Source organism: Kamptonema formosum PCC 10802 (genome assembly GCF_000332335.1).
Taxonomy (GTDB): Bacteria; Cyanobacteriota; Cyanobacteriia; order Cyanobacteriales; family Oscillatoriaceae; genus Oscillatoria.
This window is the reverse complement of record NZ_KB235948.1, coordinates 2,312,207-2,330,122: the sequence shown is the minus strand read 5'-3', so window position 1 is coordinate 2,330,122 and position 17,916 is coordinate 2,312,207. Positions and strand designations below refer to the sequence as shown.

The following is a 17,916-nucleotide window of genomic DNA, read 5'->3' as shown; positions in this document are numbered from 1 at the left end:
ACCTATAACCTCTTGCTTAACATCTAAATTGGCATACCTGACAGGCGAAATCCTCCCCTAGGTTGATTCTCATCTCTTCTGACGGGAGGATTATTAGCCTCATTATTCAAGCGCAACTTCACTCTCCGGCAAGTCTTTTGCGCATCAGCAGGCAATTGCGACCGTCAGCAGTGCGCCTGTAATAAAGCTCATCTGTCAGCTCTTTCATAATCCGCAGTCCCTTGTGCCCTATTTCCCAGGGATCGAGCGGTTTTTTTAGCAGCTCTTCTATATAAGCTTCCAAATCAAACGGCCCGCCCCGATCCCAAATTTTCATTTCCAGGCAGTGCCCAAAAACTATCACCTCCAGCTCGATCGGCGCTGTCTGCGGCAAGTGGCCGTGAGCGTGGCGCACCGCATTGGTAAAGGCTTCTACCAAGGCGGTTTCGCACTCCCACCACTCCTCGCACGAGAGGGGCGCTGCGTTGAACTGTTCAAACCATCGCAAAACCACGTCTAAAGCCGTCAGATCCGTACCGACTTGTAGCTGCGCTTCCTTGATCGGGCGCTCATTTGCTGCCGGCTGTATTCCCAGCCCGGAGGCGAATCCTTTCCACCAGCTGCCCAGGTTCCCTAACATCATCCTGTCCCTCCAAAATCCAGTCATCTACAATCAAGAATTAAGAATTAAGACCCAAGAATTGACCTCTCTCCCCTCTCAGCCCTCAATTCTTCATTCAATAAGCGCCACTGTTTTTCTGGAATAAGCGCAGGACTGTTTTCAAAATCAGCTCCACATCATACCGGAGGCTCCAGTTTTTTTGGTATTTCAAATCGAGGCGGATGACGTCCTCAAAACTGCGCACCTGAGAGCGCCCATTCACCTGCCATTCGCCGGTCATTCCCGGTTTGACATCTAGACGCTGCCACTCGGGAACCTCATAGCGCTCCACTTCATCTGGTGTGGGCGGCCTGGTGCCGACCAGACTCATCTCTCCTTTGAGCACGTTCCAAAACTGGGGCAGTTCGTCGAGGCTCGTCCGCCGCAGAAACCGGCCCACCCGCGTAATCCGGGGGTCGTTTTCATTCTTAAACAGCGGACCGTGTACCTGGTTTGCGATTTGGGATTTCAGCGCCTCCGCATTCACGCACATAGAGCGCAGTTTCCACATGCGAAATCGCCGGCCCATCCAGCCGCAGCGAATTTGGCTGAAGAAAATCGGGCCCGGACTGTCCAGTTTAATGGCAATGGCAATCGGAATCAGCAACACCGCCGTAATCGCCAAACCCACCAGGGCACCGGCAACGTCTATCCAGCGTTTCACCCAAGAGCGCACAGAGGGGTGAGTCGCCGGCAGCGAGCTTTTCACAGAGGCGCTGCGCGCCGGCCTGCTGGAAGTCTCCGCAGCCCCCTCAATCGTCAGCATCTGCTCCAGTCCCGTTATGGACAGCACTGCCCTCACCTGGGGCTGGACATTCCGCAGCACTAACTGAATCCCCAGTTGCTGGGCTGTCCTGAGATTGTTGACTAAGGCACCGACGCCACTGCTGTCGATGAACGTGGTCTGGCCAAAATCTAGAACGATTTGGCTCGGATGGGGACTCTCTTGGCAAAGCTGCAGGCAGGTTTGCTTAAAGGCTACCGCTTCCAGCACGCTTAAGCGAGCGGGCAGGTGAACCAAGGGAGTTTCGTTCGAGAATGAAACCCGAAAATTGGGGTCTTGGGGTTGGCTAACCATGTAACCCTCATGTTGCAATTTGCTGTTTTAACTCTGAAATTTTAAGACAGGACTTTTACGGCTGTCTTGCCATAGTAGCTCAGACACCGGCTATTATCCATCAAACCCAATCTTTCCGAATCAACTCCCCTGGCACCCTGACTCACAGGCCACGCCTCCCCCCCTGACCGGGGCTTACAAGGGGCGGGTTTTTTATTCCAGCATCGCGGACCCGGCAGGGCCCACGCGCTAAAACCCCTATCTTTTCGTCACTTCTCCCCGGACCGTGCTCTGTGTCCCACCGGCAGGACCTCTCCGCCCTTTCAAGTCCGGTGGATTTCCCGCCACCGGCACGCAGGGGGTGAGCCGGTGAGCGGGTGCGCGGGGGATCGGGGGCGGAGCGACAGCGAAATCAATTGCGGTTTTTCAATCCCTGATAGCAACTCACACAAAACTTCCCCACCCCTGTATCCAATAGCCTATTCTCACACACCGGCGACCTTCGCGAGCGAGTGAAAACCTCCATCACTTCAATCCCCACCGGCACATCCGGCTGCCGCTCTGGCCTCTAGCCTGAAAAAATTGCCGTGCCGCGACAGGTCGCGCACACAGCACCGGCTCAAACAAAACACAACCGAAAAAATACTGAATTTCCGCTTTTTCGATGCTCCCCTCACCCACAGGAACAGCCGCGGCTTAACTTTAACTTCCCGTATCGCAACTGTTGGAGAATATCTTGCCCAGCATCAGCTTAGGCGGCAGCCGCCTTGAGTCTGCATCTGGGGGTTCCCCATCTTCCTCACTGGCGGGGGGGATGGCGCAGATCGCCGTCAGTTCGACGCCAGCCACCAGTCGGGAAACTTGCTTGAGAATGCTGTCAGTGCGCTGCATCAGTTGCTCTGCCACAGCCACAGAAGGAGCCACAATGAAAAAAGTTTTCACTCCAGCGGGACTGGGGGCAATCCCAAATCTGCACTCCGCTAACAGCGCCTGCGTGGAACTGTCAAACGAATTACAAAAGTGGCGCAACAGCGATCCGTAAAAGGATTCAGCCAGACTTCTATCGTCGAAACTGGGTTTAGATAACACGGCAAGTCCCTCCTAGGACTCTTGCTGCCATAACAAAGACGTCTGCACTCCCAACATCAACCATTTCTTTACATTTCTTTGTGACGGGTGTCGTGAACGCAGTGTGACTCTCCTCTGCCGGCGCTGCGATCGAGATCGCTATTCGAGTGTGACCTGCGTAACCTTTGTGCTAGCTCTCCGTCACACCGGCAAATCTTGAGCCGACAGCTGATTATACAGCAGATGTGGCAAGATTGCCGGCAGCGCAAAACACAGCAAAACCCTAACCAACTCGCTCCCACAACTTCACCGTCTTGTCCCGGCTGCCACTGGCCACCCTCTTCCCCCCAGCCGCCGCCACCGCGCACACCGAATCCGTATGCCCCACCAGGGTTTCCACTTCCTCACCCGTCGCCACCCGCCACAGCTTCACCGTTTTGTCCCAACTCCCACTCACCAGGATCTCCCCACCGGCACTGAACGCCAGCGCCGCCACCGACCACGAATGCCCGGAAAGCGTGCGGATAACGTCTCCCGTCTTAACGTCCCACAATTTTACCGTATTGTCCTCACTGCCCGTGGCCAGAATTTTCCCGTCCGGACTGAAGGCGGCGGCCAGCACCGGCCACAGGTGCCCCTGCAATACTCTCCCCGCACCCCCCCCCGAGGGCAAATCCCACAGCCGGACCGTCCTGTCCAAACTCCCACTGGCCACCCTCTGGCCGCACGGCGAAATCGCCACCGCCGCCACCTGCAATCCGTGCCCCCTCAAAGTGGCAATCTCTTCCCCGCCACCGGCGTCCCACAGTCTCACCGTTTTGTCCCAACTGCCGCTGGCCAAGCATTGCCCCTCCGGACTGAACGCCACCGACTTAACCGCGTGCGAGTGCCCCGCCAAAGTGCGCAACAGCCCCCCGCCCGCCACATCCCACAATTTCACCGTCCGGTCGTCACTGCCGGTGGCCAGAATCCTCCCGTCAGGACTGAACGCAACCGACTTGACAAAATTCGAGTGACCTGCTATAATCCTCAAACACTCTCCCGTATCTAGATCCCACAAGCGGGCAGTTCTGTCATCGCTGCCGGTAGCGAGGAGATGCCCTTGAGGGCTAATCGCCACAGAAGTCACACCGGCAGACAGCCCCGAATGTCCCGCCAGAGTGCCGGTGCAGCGCCAAGACGAGCTCGGTGTTGGGGCGCGGGAAACAAAAGGCAGATTCATCGCCCGCATCACCTCACCTGCCGATTGAAACCGGCGAAAAACGGCATTTTCCAGCAGCTTGTCCAAAATCTCACCCAGGCGAGCGGACACAGGCAAGATGCCGGCGCTGCCAGTATTCCTCAAATAATCGCGCCACACCCAGCAGTCACTCGCCGCATCGAACAGCTGAAAAGGCGAAATCCCCGTGAGCAGGTTAGCGCAACTCACCCCCAAACTATAAAGATCGCTGGCAAAAACCGCGTTTCCTTTCGCTTGTTCTGGCGCGACATATTCCGCGCTGCCGGTTGCCCCTCCCCACAAATCCGTGCCACTCACCAGCTGAGCCGCCCCAAAATCAACCAAAACAAGGCGACTGTCCTGATGCCGGCGAATAATATTCACCGGCTTAATATCCCCGTGGATAATTTGCCGGTCGTGGAGAACTTTCAGCACCGGCAGCAACGCTTCCAGCACTTGCCATATCTGAGCTTCGCTGAAGGTCCCCTCCTCCTCCAGCACCTTTTCCAGATTCCTTCCCTCAATATATTCTAGCACCAAATACAAACGACCGTCCCCCTCAAAATGCGCCAGAACAGCGGGAAGATGCGGGTGTGCCCCCAATTCTTCCAAGCGCAGCGCTTTTTGGCGAAACCCCTCTGAGGCGCTCTCAAAATCTGCCGGTGCTATCTCCGGCAGCCAAAATTGTTTTATCGTGCAAAACCCTAGCAGAGATTCGCTCTCAACCGCACCCCAATACGTCCGGCTAAATCTCCCATTACCAATTAACTCTATCGCGCGAAAACGCCCTCCTAGCAGCAACTCAGCACCGCACCCCTGACAGACTTTATCAAACTCCCAGTTTTGCGGCTTTGGGCAGTCGGGGTTCAGGCAATAGCGCCTACCAATTTTGGATTTTGCATTTTGCATTTTGGATTTTTAATTTAAAACCAAATTCCCCTCGTTCCCAGGCGGATCCTGGGAACGAGGAAAACGAGGGAAACCTAATTTCTGAAATCCCCTTACGAAACAGCAGGCCGTTTTTGCAGACCGTTTTCTGGGTCGGGGATCAACTCAGCAGAAATAGAAGCCGGCTTGTCTAGCAGCTCTAGCGGGGATTCAGGCGTGTTTGTTTCCAGCTGGTTTTGCGGCGGGGTTGGCGCTACCAACTTGCCGGTTTGATTCCACAAAAGCATCGTTAATAACCCATCCACCAAACCGTTCTGACCGCCGTTTCCGCCGCCGACTAAAATATCAGGAATCAGGCGCACTTTGCGATCGCCGATAATTTGCATCAGCTGCATGGCGGTGTAAGGTTGCGAGCCCAGCGCTCCCACACCGGCACGGTAGGTTTCCGCTTTGGCGGTGCCGGTGGCGCGGATAGATTCTGCTTCCGCCGTAGCTTTCAGGCGGATAGACTCAGCCTCACCGGCAGCTTTAATGCGGATAGATTCCGCCTCGCCGGTGACTTCTTTCACCTTCGCAGTCGCCTTCAGTTCAGCAATCTGCACGCCTTGCTCAGATTTTACCACTTCTTGCTGGATATCAGCTTTCGCCTTCAGTTCAGCAATCTTCACGCCTTGCTCAGCTTTCACCATATCTTGCTGGATGTCCGCCAGGGCGGTAGAGCGCACCAGTTCCTGTCGCTGCGTCTGCGCCAGCTGCTGCACTTCATAAGTTTTCCGCTGCTCCTCAGCAATTTTGCGGTCAGTTTGGGTTTGCATCAGCGTTGCCGGCGGCTGGATGTCGCCAATTAAGGTGTCGATCGCCTGCACGTCATAAGCTCGCAGCGCTGTTTTAATATACTCAGCCGCCTCCGCCTGACGCTCGCTGCGAGCGCTGAGAAAATCGAGTACGGTATAGTCTTGAGCGGAGTTGCGGAAATAGTTGCCGATGGTGGGTTCTAAAACGTGATCTACCAGATTTTGCATGGAGCCAACGCGAGAGATCACCTTGGGGGCATCCAAAGCGCCGACATGGATAATTTGCGCCACTTCCAAATCAAACGCAAACCCATCTCTGGAGCGCACAGTCAGGGAGGCGAGTTTGGAGTCGTAGTTGTGGCGCTCGCTGCGGGCGGACCAATTGAGCACTATATTAGTCGTCGGCACCAGCTCAACTTTCATCACCCGCATATTGACGGGATGTTTGCCCGGGTAAAGCGGTTCTGTCCACACGCCTTTGTGTCCGGGGCGCACCAAATCGCCGTGGGTGAAAGCTGCGCCGCTGACATCTTCGTGGGCTTTCCCGACATAGGAGATAACCACGCCGACATAGCCAATGGGAATTTCGGTCATGGCGACTTGCTCAACCCGGACAAACCAGGGGTTGAGATTCCAGGAACCGGAGAGGAGAATTTGCTCTTGCAACCCCCGCCGCCCGCCGTTTTCGATGAATTTCTGCCCATTTTGGAAGTTTTCGTGGGCGGGGACGATGTGACCGGCAATTTCGCCCGCTTCGATGGAAATGCCGTCCAGGGTGGTGACGACGCCCACTTTGTCGGGGGCGACGGCATAAACCTGCAGCCGCTCTGGGCCAATGCCGTGCTGTGTGGCGCTGGCAGCGGCGATCACAGTGAAGAGGGCGGTGTTGATGCGGTAGGTGCCGGCGGTGAGGAAGCCCATTTGCCGGCCTTTTTCGCCCCCGCCGGTGAGGAATTTGCGGGCGTCTTGGAAGTTGTCGCAGTCAACCACTTTGCCCAGGATGCGTTCTGGCGGGATAGATGCGCCATCGGCGGCGACAATCAGGGCGATTTCGCCTTGGGGGATTTCTATCACCGACTCTTTGCGAATGGCGTACTGCCAGGGCCAATAGGCCCAGTGCCAGCCGGGAGCCAGGGTGTCCGCTTGGTAGCCGGCTTCCCCACTGAGGGCGATCAGGCGACCGGGCGGGAGGCTGCTGCTGGAAAATTTCTTGGCCACGATGCCGACTTCTCGCTCGCCGATGACCACTAGACCGGAGGTGAAGGCGATAGCGCCCAAACCGCCGACAAGAATAATGGGAACGACAGCCCAAGTGAGAGTGGCACCGGCGCTCAGTTGCGCCACTGCCGGTTGCGGAACTGAAGCAGTGAGGTTTGCCCGATTGGTGTCCGCGGCTGTTGGGGAACTCTCAGCCCGAACCGGCTCGATGCTGCCGGCGGGTGTGATAGCACCCACCAGGGGCGCTCCTGCAGAGATAGCGAGAGATGCGAGTAGGGATGCTGCTCTCTGAGCGGGAAACCTCAGCCGGCTCTGGCGCATCCAAGCGAGAAAACTTTTCATATAAGGGGATCTCCCCCAGATACACTACTGCCACCTTAGCATTCTGGCAACCCTCTGCGGGGGAATTTTAATGATTCTTAAACTAATTCTCGGGAGGGATTTGCGGCTTGCCGGCGTGCGGGGGCTGTGCGAACACGAACAAGCCGGTGCGGATTTCACTCACTCTCCCAGCCATTCCTGACGAGAAATCCCAGCCTGTCGCAGCAACCGTTGCAAGAAACCCGCGCTGATATCGCCTTCATGGGGATTGGGAATGATAGCGGCAATATCCGCTCAGCGCATTTGAGGATGCCGCCCGCCGGCATAAGGACCTTCAAATCCCATTTCGCGCAGGCGCTTCACCAAATCGCCCCAAGAAACCGGCGTTAATCGGGACATTTTCAGACCGCCTCCGTGAGTTTATTTAAGTCGATACCGGCTAGAACTGGAATTTGCAGCCCCAAACGCAACCGCAGCGCAATCCAGTCGCTCAGCGCCTCTCGCAATTCGCGCCGGCACCCTTCTAGGTTGGTGTGCCGCGCCCAGACTCCCTGGAGTCCGGGGATTTCCCCCCAGTAAGTTCCGTCATCTTCAATAATCTCGTAAACCGCCTGTTCCAGAGCCTGGTCAATGTAGCTGGCAAGCATTGGGTGTTTCCTTCCCTATTTGTCGGCTGTATTCACTATTATACATCTCACTAGGGTGCGTTATTATTAATGTATAGTCGGGAAGCCTCCCATTTTTGCACACCCATCTCTTGTAGGACAGGCATCTTGCCTGTCCCAGATGAAAATCGCTGAAACCCTATGCTTTTGGCCAAAAGCATAGGGGCGTCTCGCCGGGGCAATGGACCGGCGAGACGCCTGTCCTGCAATTGCAATGGACAGGCGAGACGCCTGTCCTACGCCTGGTTTCTCCTCCACCGTAAAAACCGCTCCAAAAGCCCCTGCAACCGGCGATTCTTCGCATACTTCTGCTTGGTCAGCAGCAGCGCCGCCTTGCTGCTCACCTCCGCCAAAGTCGGGTAAATGTGAGTCATCCGCGTCAGCGCAGAAACCGGCAACTTGTGCGCCATCGCCATCACAACTTCGCCGATTAACTCCCCCGCAGACGCCCCCACCAAATGCGCCCCCAAAATCTCCCCACTCCCCCGCACCACAATCTTGGCAAACCCTGCAGTCGCCCCTTCCGCCACCGCCCTATCCACACCGGCAAACTCCTGCTTCAGCACCCAAACATCATCCCCGTATCGCTCCCGCGCTTCCCTCTCCGTCACCCCCACCCTCGCCAATTCCGGTTCGGTAAAAGTACACCACGGCATCACCCGGTAATTCACCTCGCTCACCGGCAAAAACAGCGCATTCTTCAGCACCACGCTCGCTTCGTAGCTAGCGGCGTGCGTGAACTGGTAGCCCCCAATCACATCCCCACAGGCATAAATGCGCGGATTCGCCGTCTGCAATTTTTTGTTGACAGCAATCCCTTTTTCTGCTACAATAACACCGGCAGCTTCCAAGTTCAGATAGTCCACATTCGGAACCCGACCGGCAGCCAGCAAAATCTCATCCACCGCCACTTTCATAGCGCCGGCACAGATCACCTTTTTGCCGTCAGAAATTTCAACTCGCTCGGCTCGCACCCCCGTCAAAATCTCAATTCCTTCCGATTCCAGCTGCTGGCGCACCACAGCAGCAGCTTCCGGGTCTTCTTTCGGCAAAATCTGCTCCCGACTGCCAATAACTGTCACCTGAGATCCGAGCCGGTAAAATGCCTGTCCCAGCTCGCAGCCAATCGGACCGGCTCCTATAATGGCTAGGGATTCTGGGCGCTCCCCCAACTCGAAAACTCGCTCATTTGTCAGGCAGCCGGCTTCTGACAAACCCGGGATTTGCGGAATTTTGGGGCGGGAGCCGGTGGCGATAACAAAAGCGCGGGCGCGGAGTTTTCTCCCGCTGACTTCAAAGGTCTGCCGGTCCGTAAATTGCCCCGAGCCAAAAATCACCTCCACGCCCAAACTTTCAAAGCGTGCCGGTGAGTCGTGCGGTTCAATTGCAGCAATAGCTTGTCGCACATGAGCGCTAGCTTTGGCAAAATCAATCTCTATATTTTCGCAGTCAATCCCAAACCGGCTGGCATTTTTCACCTCATAAGCGGCGCGAGAGGCGCGGATGAGGGATTTGCTGGGAACGCAGCCAAACCACAGGCAGTCCCCTCCGAGCCGGTGGCGTTCCACCAGCGCCACTTTCGCTTTCAGCTGCGCCGCCGCACTCGCCACAACCAGCCCCCCAGAACCGCCGCCAATAATCACCAAATCGTATTCTACTGCCACACTTTTACCCGCTATTCTTATCATCTCTGATTATATATCTGGTTCCCCGGCACCGGCTGGGAACCCCCCACTTTGTGGCTCCGCCTCATTCCGCCTCATTCCGCCTCATTCCGCCTCATTCTCCCTGGAACCCATATAATTTTTAGCGTTTGTAGCCATAGAACCAGCGAGATGCCGTCTCGCCAAGATTCCGTACAGAGTGGGTAACACCGGCTCCCAATCAGCACCTCCTCTCCCGCCGGCGGACACCACCTTTTTCCTTGCATTTCCAGTTCCACCTCGCCCTCAACGATCGTGTAAGTCGCAACGGGAGTGAATTCGCTTTCCTCCAGGGGTGCGATTGTGCGAATTAGACGCAACTAGCCGCCTGTCCGACTCATCCGTCCGCCTGTCCGACTCATCCGTCCGCCTGTCCGACTCATCCGTAACTCGGTACGGCGGGTCCGTAACTCGGTACGGCGGGTCCGTAACTCGGTACGGCGGGTCCGTAACTCGGTACGGCGGGTCCGTAACTCGGTACGGCGGGTCCGTAACTCGGTACGGCGGGTCCGTAACTCAGTCCGATTCATCCGTAACTCAGTCCGATTCATCCGTAACTCAGTCCGATTCATCCGTAACTCAGTCCGATTCATCCGTAACTCAGTCCGATTCATCCGTAACTCAGTCCGATTCATCCGTCAAGCTTCGCAGAATGAAAGATGGGGAACAGGAGGTGCGGGGAATTTCGCCTCTTGTCCCCCCTCTCCGCTTGCGGAGAGGGGGTTAGGGGGTGAGGTTCCGGCGAGCGTGCCTATTGCGGAGTCGCCACCGGCACTTCCGACGCCTCAGCCTGCGGGAAGAACTTCTGGCTCACCCAGTAGGTTACAATGTGCGACAGCAACCCCAGCGGGCCGGCAAACAGGCACAGGGCAATAGAGTGGACAGTCGGGACGCCAGTGCGCTGGCCCTCCAAATAAATCCACCGGCCCACAAATAAATCCATCACCAAAAAGTGCACCCAGCCGGTGGCTGCAGCCTTTTCCTCCGCGAAAAAGCGGGCAATATCTGCGAGCTTGGGATTGGCGAGAGCTTGCGCCGATTCAGAGGTAATCGTGCCGGTGAGCAAATACAAATACAAACCGGCAAGCACCGCAAAGGGGATATAGGATTGCATTAATTTTCGCGTCACCCCCCAGTTGGGCAAGAAAATCATCAGCGCCCAAAAGGGCAGCACAAACACGTTAGCGCCGGCAAACAGTTGGTCAATCGTCATCGCTACCACTCCTTGATGTCTCACTGACTATAGCAGTAGGCACTTAGGTTTGGACAAGGGGTTTAACATCATGTAGGGGCGGGTTCACCCACAAAGAGTGCCACACAGCTACAACACCGATAAACCCGCCCCTAACCTCTGGGCAGCCAGAAACCCGGTTTCTTTGAGAAACTGGGTTTCTGCGCCCCCCACCGGCTAGACAAGCCAAACCGCCAGCAAGCCACTTGCCGCTAGCCGGCAAGCGCGCGCCGGTCTAAAATAAACCTTAAGATTTCCCACAGAAATTGGAAAAGATGCTATATTATAAAAAGCAGCGCGGAAGGAACTTTCCACTGCCGGCTGCAGAACAGCTGAACTGAATTGCCGGCCTGAATACAGTCCTGCCGGCACGCATTGAAAACCAACGGAAGGCGTCGGTCGTATGTCATCACACGATCTGTTAATGCTGGGTATGCTCCTCTTCCCCGGGCTGGCACTCTCCATAGCAATTATGGCAGCCTTCGCCGCCGGCGGTTGAGCGCAACTGGGGCGCAAAGAAACGCGCCCAAAACTGCACCGGAAATTCGCAGGAAGCTGCACGGGAGGTGCTGAGAAACCCGGTTTCTTAAAGAAACCGGGTTTTTGGGGCGCACTTCACCCAACTGAAAACCGCTATAAACCCCTTTTACTCCCCCTCCCCCGTAGCGAGCTACCGTTTATACACATCTTGGGTATGTGACTGCAGTAGTAGGGTGCGTTCCCTCTTAGGGAACGCACCCTACCCAGGGCGAAACATGAAAAATTGGCATGAATGGGGATTTGTGTGTAAACCGAAGCCCGTAGCGAGTTGGGGGTTGGGGGGTGGGGCTCACCCCACTGATCTGCCACCGGCAATGTTTTGGCGGATTTGAGGATTGCGCCTCCGTCTTGCTGCACTCACTTTCATCCGCCCCCCGTCGGGGTTTGCTTATGAGCGATCGACAAGATTTAATTTCAGGAGACTCTCACCGGCACACTGCAGATCGCCAGTCAAACAATCCTAGAAACCGGGTTTCTTTGGGGATGAAGGGCGAAACTGCGGTCGATTGTGGCCAAGAAACCCGGTTTCTTAACCCCGATTGCGAAGGGAGGACCGGCGCTCTAGCTGAGTGTGAGGAACAGCTGCGCCAAACCCAAACAGAATTGGAGCGATACCGGCAGTACCAAGCCGTTTTCGAGCGGGCGAAAGACGCCATCCTAATTGCCGATGACGGGGGCGAGTATGTGGGAGTCAACCCCGCCGCCTGCGAACTGTTTGGTTTGCCGGCAGAGGAAATCATCGGGCGCTGCATAGCAGACTTTGCAAGCGCCGGTTTCGACTTCGAGCCGGCGTGGCGGAGCTTCCTGGAAAAAGGACAGGAATCTGGCGAATTCCAGCTGCAGCGAAAAGACGGAACTCAACGGGTGGTGGAGTATGCCGCCACCGCCAATATTGTGCCCCACCGGCACCTGTCCGTTTTGCGAGACATCACCGAGCGCGTACAGGCGCAACAGGCACTGCAAGAGAGCGAGCAGCGCCTGCAAGCTATTATAGATAACTCCCCCGCACTTATCTACCTCAAAGACACTGCAGGCCGGTATATTGTGGTCAACCGCCGGTGGGAAACACTCACCGGCGTCACCAGAGAGCAAGCCAAAAGCAACACAGACTGGGATATTTTCTCCCAGGGAACCGCAGACAGATTGGCGAGCAATGACAGAAAAGTGCGGTCATCGGCAGCGCCTTTAGAGTTTGAAGAAATACTCGATCTCGACAGCGGCACGCACACCTTACTGTCGCTCAAATTTCCCCTTTATAACTCCACCGGCACTCCCTACGCCCTCTGCGGCATCTCCACCGACATCACCCAGCGCGTGGGAGCAGAGCGAGCTTTGCGGCAAAATCAAGCCCTCCTGGAAAACCTGTTAGAAAATCTGCCGGTGGGCGTTTGTATCGCGGACGCCACAGGTTGCCTTTTGCACGGGAATCAAGCCAGCAAAAAAATTTGTGGGTTGGCTGTAGAGAGCCCAGTCGCGTCTCCGATATCTCGCGTCTCTCTAGTCGAGCAGTACAGCCAATATAAAGGGTGGTGGCGCGAGACTGGCAAGCGGATAGACCCCGCAGAGTGGCCGCTTGTAAAAGCCCTCACAACAGGAGAATCTTACCTCAATTATATCACAGACATCGAGAACTTGCAAGGCCAGCGCAAAACCGTCCTGCACTCAGCAGTGCCCCTGCGCGACGAAAGCGGACAAATCATCGGAGCCATTGCCGTCAGTCAGGACATCACCGAATATGAAGAGACGCGACATGTCGCATCCCTGCACGAAAAGGCACTCTGGGAAAACCAGCGTTTAATTCAGCAAATTGCCGAAGCGACGCCCGCAATTCTGTATCTCTATGATCTCATCGAACAGCGCAATGTTTACGCCAACCGGCACCTGACAGAGATTGCCGGCTACTCGCCGGAGGACGTGCAAAACATGGGAGTTGGGTTCCTGCAAAATCTCATTCACCCTGAAGATTGGCCCCGAGTTGCTGCCAGCGCCGAGCGATTGCTAGCAGCGCCAGACGGAGAAATTGTTGAAATTGAGTACCGCATGCGGCACGCTTTCGGTGAGTGGCGCTGGCTATACAGTCGAGATACGGTATTTACCAGAACCGATGGCGGCGCACCGCAACTGATTCTCGGCACAGCGCTCGACATCACGCACCGCGTACAGGCAGAAGAAGAATTGCAGCAATACCGGCAGCAACTGGAGCGGCTGGTTGAGGAGCGCACCGCCGAACTGACCAGAGCCAACCAGCAGCTGCAGCAGGAAATTGCCGAGCGCCAGCTGATAGAAACGCAATTAATCGCTTCCGCAGAGAAACTCCAGGCGATGAGCGAGCGCTTAGCCACAATCACCGGCAACCTTCCCGGCGTAGTCTATCGCATTATCGCTCACGCAGACGGCAGAATTTCCATCCCCTACATCAGCGCCGGCGTGCGAGAGCTGATCGGACTCGAACCCGATGACATCACCGCCAACCCAGCCCTGATCTTCAACCAAATTCATCCCGACTGCCGGCAGGAGTTCCAGCAGGCGATAAAATTCTCGGCGCAGACGCTAGCACGTCTGAAGTACGAGTATCGCGTCATCTCCACTTCCGGGGAAGAAAAATGGGTTCGCGCCGTCGCACGACCGCACCGGCTCGACAGTGGGGATGCTGTCTTTGACGGCTTAGCGCTTGACATCACCGCCCGCAAAGCAGCAGAAGAAGCGCTGCAGCATAGTGAAGCCGAAAATCGAGCCCTAGTCGCCGCGATTCCCGATCCGCTGTTTCGCGTCCGCAACGATGGCACCTGCGTGGATTTCATCCCCGCAGTTAACTCCCAGCCCTTCGCAGCGCCCAGTCAGTTTTTAGGCAAAAAAGTCACAGAAATCTTCCCCGAAACGGTGGCTAGACAGTTAATGAGCGCCATAGAGATCGCCACAGAAAGCCGCAGCGCGCAAATCTGCGAGTACCAGCTGACTGAAAACGGCGATCTAAAGCATTACGAGGCTCGCATCGCTGTCTGCAATACAGATGAAGTCTTAGCGATTGTGCGCGACATCACCGAGCGCAAGCGAGCCGAAGTTGCCCTGCGAGAGAGTGAGGAGCGGTTCCGCCAGCTCGCCGAAAACCTCACCGACGTGTTCTGGATGATTACAGCCGACAGGACCGAGACGCTCTACGTCAGTCCGGCTTACGAGCGGCTCTGGGGGCGCACTTGCGACAGTTTGTACCGGCAGCCCGCATCTTTCACAGATGCCATCCACCCAGAAGATCGCCAGCGCTTTATTGCTGCCAATGCCTGTGAGTTCCGGGGGGATTTCAACCACGAATATCGGATTGTCCGACCTGACGGGTCAATTCGCTGGATCAGAGATCGGGCTTTTTCCATCCGCAACGACAGGGGAGAAATCTACCGCATCGCCGGCATTGCCGAAGACATCACCGACAGGAAGCGGGCGGAAGAAGAGCGCGACCGCTTTTTCAACCTGTCTCTCGATATCCTGGCTGTCGCTGGGGCGGACGGCTATTTCAAGCGCGTCAATCCTGCCGGCACACTTATTTTAGGATACACCACAGAAGAGTTTTTGTCAAGACCCATTCTTCATTTTGTTCACCCTGACGATCGCGCCCGCACACTGCAAGAGATCCAGCACAAATTAATCACCGGCGAGCCCACCCTTAACCTGGAAAATCGGTTTCGCTGTCAAGATGGGCCGTACAAGTGGCTGGCGTGGACAGCCGTGCCGGTGCCGGCAGACGGGTTAACCTATGCAGTAGCTCGCGACATGACCGATCGCAAGCAAGCCGAGTCAGCCCTGCGAGACAGCGAAGAAAAATTCCGAACTCTGGCGGAAAACACTCCCGATATTATCGCTCGCTTTGACAGAGAGCTGCGCCATGTCTATGTCAACCCAGCTGTTCAAAGGCTAACTGGACTCTCCCCCCAGGAAGTCACAGGCAAAACCAACCGAGAGTTAGGCATGCCAGACCCCCTGGGCTCTGACTGGGAAAAAGTATTGCGGCAAGTTTTTCAACACGGCAGGGAAACTGTGATAGAATTTGAGTTAACCGGAGCTAAAGGAGCCAGGATTCAGCAAGCAGGAGCCAGAAGACAGATATCAGGAGAAGTCATTCAGAAATGGGAAGCCATAATTGAGAAATCCGGCTCCAGAATTGAGGGAGCAAAAACCAGCGTTGACAAATCCCGCTCCAAAATGGAGTCATCAGCAGCCAGAATTCAGCAATCAGGCTCCAGAATTCAGAACTCCGGAGCCAGGATGCAGGAATCAGGCTCCAGAATTGAGACTTCTCTCAATTCTACCTTATTGAAGGATCTGAACGCTGAAGTCCGATATTATCAAGCGCGAATTGTACCGGAATTTGCGGCAGATGGAACAGTTGCATTCATCCTGTGCGCCACCCGCGATATTACCGAGCGCAAGCAGATGGAAGAGTCTCTGCGAGTGGCGCAAGCCCGCCTGCACCACCTGCTCACCGCCAGCCCATCTGTTATTTACAGCTGCAAGGCGTCGGGAGATGCCGGCACTACTTTCATGGGTGAGAACGTCGCCGCTATGCTGGGCTACGAAGCGCGGGAATTCTTGGAAGATTCCCATTTCTGGACGGCAAGGCTGCACCCGCAAGACGCAGAGCGCGTCACAGCCAAGCTGTCAGAGCTGCTGTCAGTAAACTGTCAAGCGCTGGAATACCGCTTCTCCCACAAAGATGGAACCTACCGCTGGATGTATGACCAAGTGCAGGTGGTGCGCGACGCCGGTGGCAACCCCTTAGAATTCGTCGGTTCCTGGACAGACATCACGGAGCGCAAGCGGGCAGAGGAGCAACTGATCCGGTTCCGCAAAGCCGTGGAAAGTGCCAGCGATGCGATTAGCATGGCTGACGCTAGCGGTCAGGGATTTTACCACAACCCGGCTTTTGTGGCAATGTTTGGCTGCACCGCAGAAGAGCTGAACGCTGCTGGGGGTGCTGGGGCTCTCTTCTGCGATCCGGATCTGTCTGTTGAGGTGTTTGACACGATTCTGGGAGGCAATTGCTGGATTGGTGAAGTGGGGATGCGAGCGGGCGACGGGAGCGAGCTGACCGTTTTGCTGCGGGCGTATGCGATTAAGGATGACTCAGGAGAGCTGCTGGGGCTGGTTGGCTTTCACACCGATATTACAGAGCGCAAGCGGGCGGAGGCGTCACTGCAGTATCGCGTTGTCCTGGAACAGCTGATCGGCGACATCTCCACCCACTTCCTGAATCTGCCACCGGCTCAGACTGATCGGGGAATCCACCAAGCGCTGCACGCCCTCGGAGAATTTCTCGGGGTTGAGCGCACTTATGTGTTCCGCTTCGCTGAGAGTGGCGCGACGGTGGAGAATACCCACGAGTGGTTAGCTCCCGGGATTGAACCGCGCGCCAGCCGGTGGCAAAATCTGCCTGCCGGTGCCTTATGCCAGGTGCGGGACACCATCGGGCGGGGAGAGGTGCTGGCGCAATCTCCCGCAACCGGGGAATTTCAGCTTGAAGGCATTCAATCGCTGCTTTATGTGCCGCTCGTCGCTGCCGGTGAGGTGGTGGGATTTATCGGGTGCGACGCAGTGCGCACTCGCAAAACCTGGACGGAAGACCACATCGCTTTGCTGAGAATTGTGGGAGAAATTTTTGTCACCGCCATCGAGCGCCGCCGGTTCGAGCAGGAACTGGAGTTGCGGGCGGCAGATCTGGCCCGTTCCAATGCCGAGCTGGAGCAGTTTGCCTATGTCGCCTCCCACGACTTGCAGGAGCCCCTGCGTGCTGTCACCAGCTACACCCAACTCTTATCCCGGCGCTACTCTGGCCAACTCGACGCCAAAGCTGACGAATACATTGCTTTTGCGGTGGAGGGAGCCACCCGCATGCAGCAGCTGATTAAGGACTTGCTGATGTATTCCCGGGTGGGCACGCGGGGGAATGAGCTAGTGCCGGTGGACTTTCTGGCGGTGTTCGAGGCGGCTGTGGCTAACCTGGAGGTGGCTGTGGCAGAAAGTGGCGCGACTGTCACGCACGGCGAGCTGCCCACGGTGAGCGGGGATTTCACCCAACTCGCCCAGCTATTGCAAAATCTTATTAGTAATGCCCTCAAGTACCGCAGCGATCGAGTGCCGGTGATTCATGTCAGCGCTGACCGGCAAAACGGTAACGTGCTGTTCGCCGTGCGCGATAATGGTATTGGGATCGATCAAAGATATAGCGATCGCATTTTTCAGCTGTTTCAGCGCTTGCACACCCGGGACGAGTATCCCGGCACCGGGATCGGTCTGGCTATTTGCAAGAAGATTGTTGAGAGGCACGGCGGTCGCATTTGGGTCGAGTCCGCACCCGGTCAGGGATCGACTTTCTATTTTACGATTCCAGGGGAACAGGCTTGAAGCGGGAGCGCGCCCCCGCCGTCGCGCCCCCCCACTCCCCCAACCCCTACAAGCCCCCAGGGTGCGCTCACACCGCACCCTGCGGGCCGGTCTGGGTCTGGGAATGATTTTGCCCTGCAATAAGTTGCTACAGAGCCAGTCAAGTCATCCCAGAAACCGGGGTCCTGGTAGCAGCAACT

General features: G+C 56.3%; 11 protein-coding genes. 1 reads left to right on the top strand and 10 read right to left on the bottom strand.

The genetic code is table 11. The annotated features are described in order from the left end of the window. Positions 1-118: 118 nt before the first annotated feature. The 10 genes from OSC10802_RS0109925 to OSC10802_RS0109890 form a co-directional block, all read right to left on the bottom strand. The gene (locus tag OSC10802_RS0109925; RefSeq protein ID WP_082218270.1) at positions 119-622 is read right to left on the bottom strand and encodes an ATP-binding protein; all 504 of its coding nucleotides are present in this window, start codon (positions 620-622) and stop codon (positions 119-121) included. 94 nt (positions 623-716) lie between these two features. Then, a complete protein-coding gene (locus tag OSC10802_RS0109920) occupies positions 717-1,718 on the bottom strand; it encodes an anti-sigma factor antagonist (protein ID WP_017716631.1) in 1,002 nt (333 codons plus the stop codon). Between the two features lie 681 nt (positions 1,719-2,399). Next, positions 2,400-2,786 carry a hypothetical protein gene (locus OSC10802_RS0109915; RefSeq protein ID WP_017716629.1) on the bottom strand — a complete coding sequence of 129 codons (387 nt, stop codon included), beginning with the start codon at positions 2,784-2,786 and terminating at the stop codon, positions 2,400-2,402. A 262-nt stretch (positions 2,787-3,048) separates the two neighbouring features. Beyond that, the gene (locus OSC10802_RS0109910) at positions 3,049-4,893 is read right to left on the bottom strand and encodes a serine/threonine-protein kinase (RefSeq protein ID WP_017716628.1); all 1,845 of its coding nucleotides are present in this window, start codon (positions 4,891-4,893) and stop codon (positions 3,049-3,051) included. 92 nt (positions 4,894-4,985) lie between these two features. Next, on the bottom strand, positions 4,986-7,226 hold the full coding sequence (locus OSC10802_RS0109905) for an SPFH domain-containing protein (protein ID WP_017716627.1): 2,241 nt from the start codon (positions 7,224-7,226) through the stop codon (positions 4,986-4,988). Between the two features lie 273 nt (positions 7,227-7,499). Further along, positions 7,500-7,604, bottom strand: a complete 105-nt coding sequence (locus tag OSC10802_RS57185) for a hypothetical protein (RefSeq protein WP_017716626.1) — start codon at positions 7,602-7,604, stop codon at positions 7,500-7,502. A 2-nt stretch (positions 7,605-7,606) separates the two neighbouring features. Beyond that, the gene (locus OSC10802_RS0109900; protein ID WP_017716625.1) at positions 7,607-7,852 is read right to left on the bottom strand and encodes a type II toxin-antitoxin system HicB family antitoxin; all 246 of its coding nucleotides are present in this window, start codon (positions 7,850-7,852) and stop codon (positions 7,607-7,609) included. Positions 7,853-8,106: 254 nt separating this feature from the next. Continuing rightward, positions 8,107-9,534, bottom strand: a complete 1,428-nt coding sequence (locus tag OSC10802_RS0109895; protein ID WP_017716624.1) for a dihydrolipoyl dehydrogenase family protein — start codon at positions 9,532-9,534, stop codon at positions 8,107-8,109. Positions 9,535-9,629: 95 nt separating this feature from the next. After that, the gene (locus tag OSC10802_RS49390; protein ID WP_155967531.1) at positions 9,630-9,893 is read right to left on the bottom strand and encodes a hypothetical protein; all 264 of its coding nucleotides are present in this window, start codon (positions 9,891-9,893) and stop codon (positions 9,630-9,632) included. A gap of 431 nt (positions 9,894-10,324) precedes the next feature. After that, positions 10,325-10,786, bottom strand: a complete 462-nt coding sequence (locus OSC10802_RS0109890) for an ABA4-like family protein (protein WP_017716623.1) — start codon at positions 10,784-10,786, stop codon at positions 10,325-10,327. 948 nt (positions 10,787-11,734) lie between these two features. Here OSC10802_RS0109890 and OSC10802_RS54255 point away from each other — a divergent pair. Further along, positions 11,735-17,737, top strand: a complete 6,003-nt coding sequence (locus OSC10802_RS54255) for a PAS domain S-box protein (RefSeq protein WP_082218269.1) — start codon at positions 11,735-11,737, stop codon at positions 17,735-17,737. The last annotated feature ends 179 nt before the right edge of the window (positions 17,738-17,916 follow it).

Bases quoted from the DNA above. Each gene is read 5' to 3' on its own strand.
- OSC10802_RS57185 (WP_017716626.1), bottom strand. From the start codon at position 7,604: ATGTCCCGATTAACGCCGGTTTCTTGGGGCGATTTGGTGAAGCGCCTG.
- OSC10802_RS0109910 (WP_017716628.1), bottom strand. From the start codon at position 4,893: ATGCAAAATGCAAAATCCAAAATTGGTAGGCGCTATTGCCTGAACCCC.
- OSC10802_RS0109900 (WP_017716625.1), bottom strand. From the start codon at position 7,852: ATGCTTGCCAGCTACATTGACCAGGCTCTGGAACAGGCGGTTTACGAG.
- OSC10802_RS0109890 (WP_017716623.1), bottom strand. From the start codon at position 10,786: ATGACGATTGACCAACTGTTTGCCGGCGCTAACGTGTTTGTGCTGCCC.
- OSC10802_RS0109920 (WP_017716631.1), bottom strand. From the start codon at position 1,718: ATGGTTAGCCAACCCCAAGACCCCAATTTTCGGGTTTCATTCTCGAAC.
- OSC10802_RS0109905 (WP_017716627.1), bottom strand. From the start codon at position 7,226: ATGAAAAGTTTTCTCGCTTGGATGCGCCAGAGCCGGCTGAGGTTTCCC.
- OSC10802_RS0109925 (WP_082218270.1), bottom strand. From the start codon at position 622: ATGATGTTAGGGAACCTGGGCAGCTGGTGGAAAGGATTCGCCTCCGGG.
- OSC10802_RS54255 (WP_082218269.1), top strand. From the start codon at position 11,735: ATGAGCGATCGACAAGATTTAATTTCAGGAGACTCTCACCGGCACACT.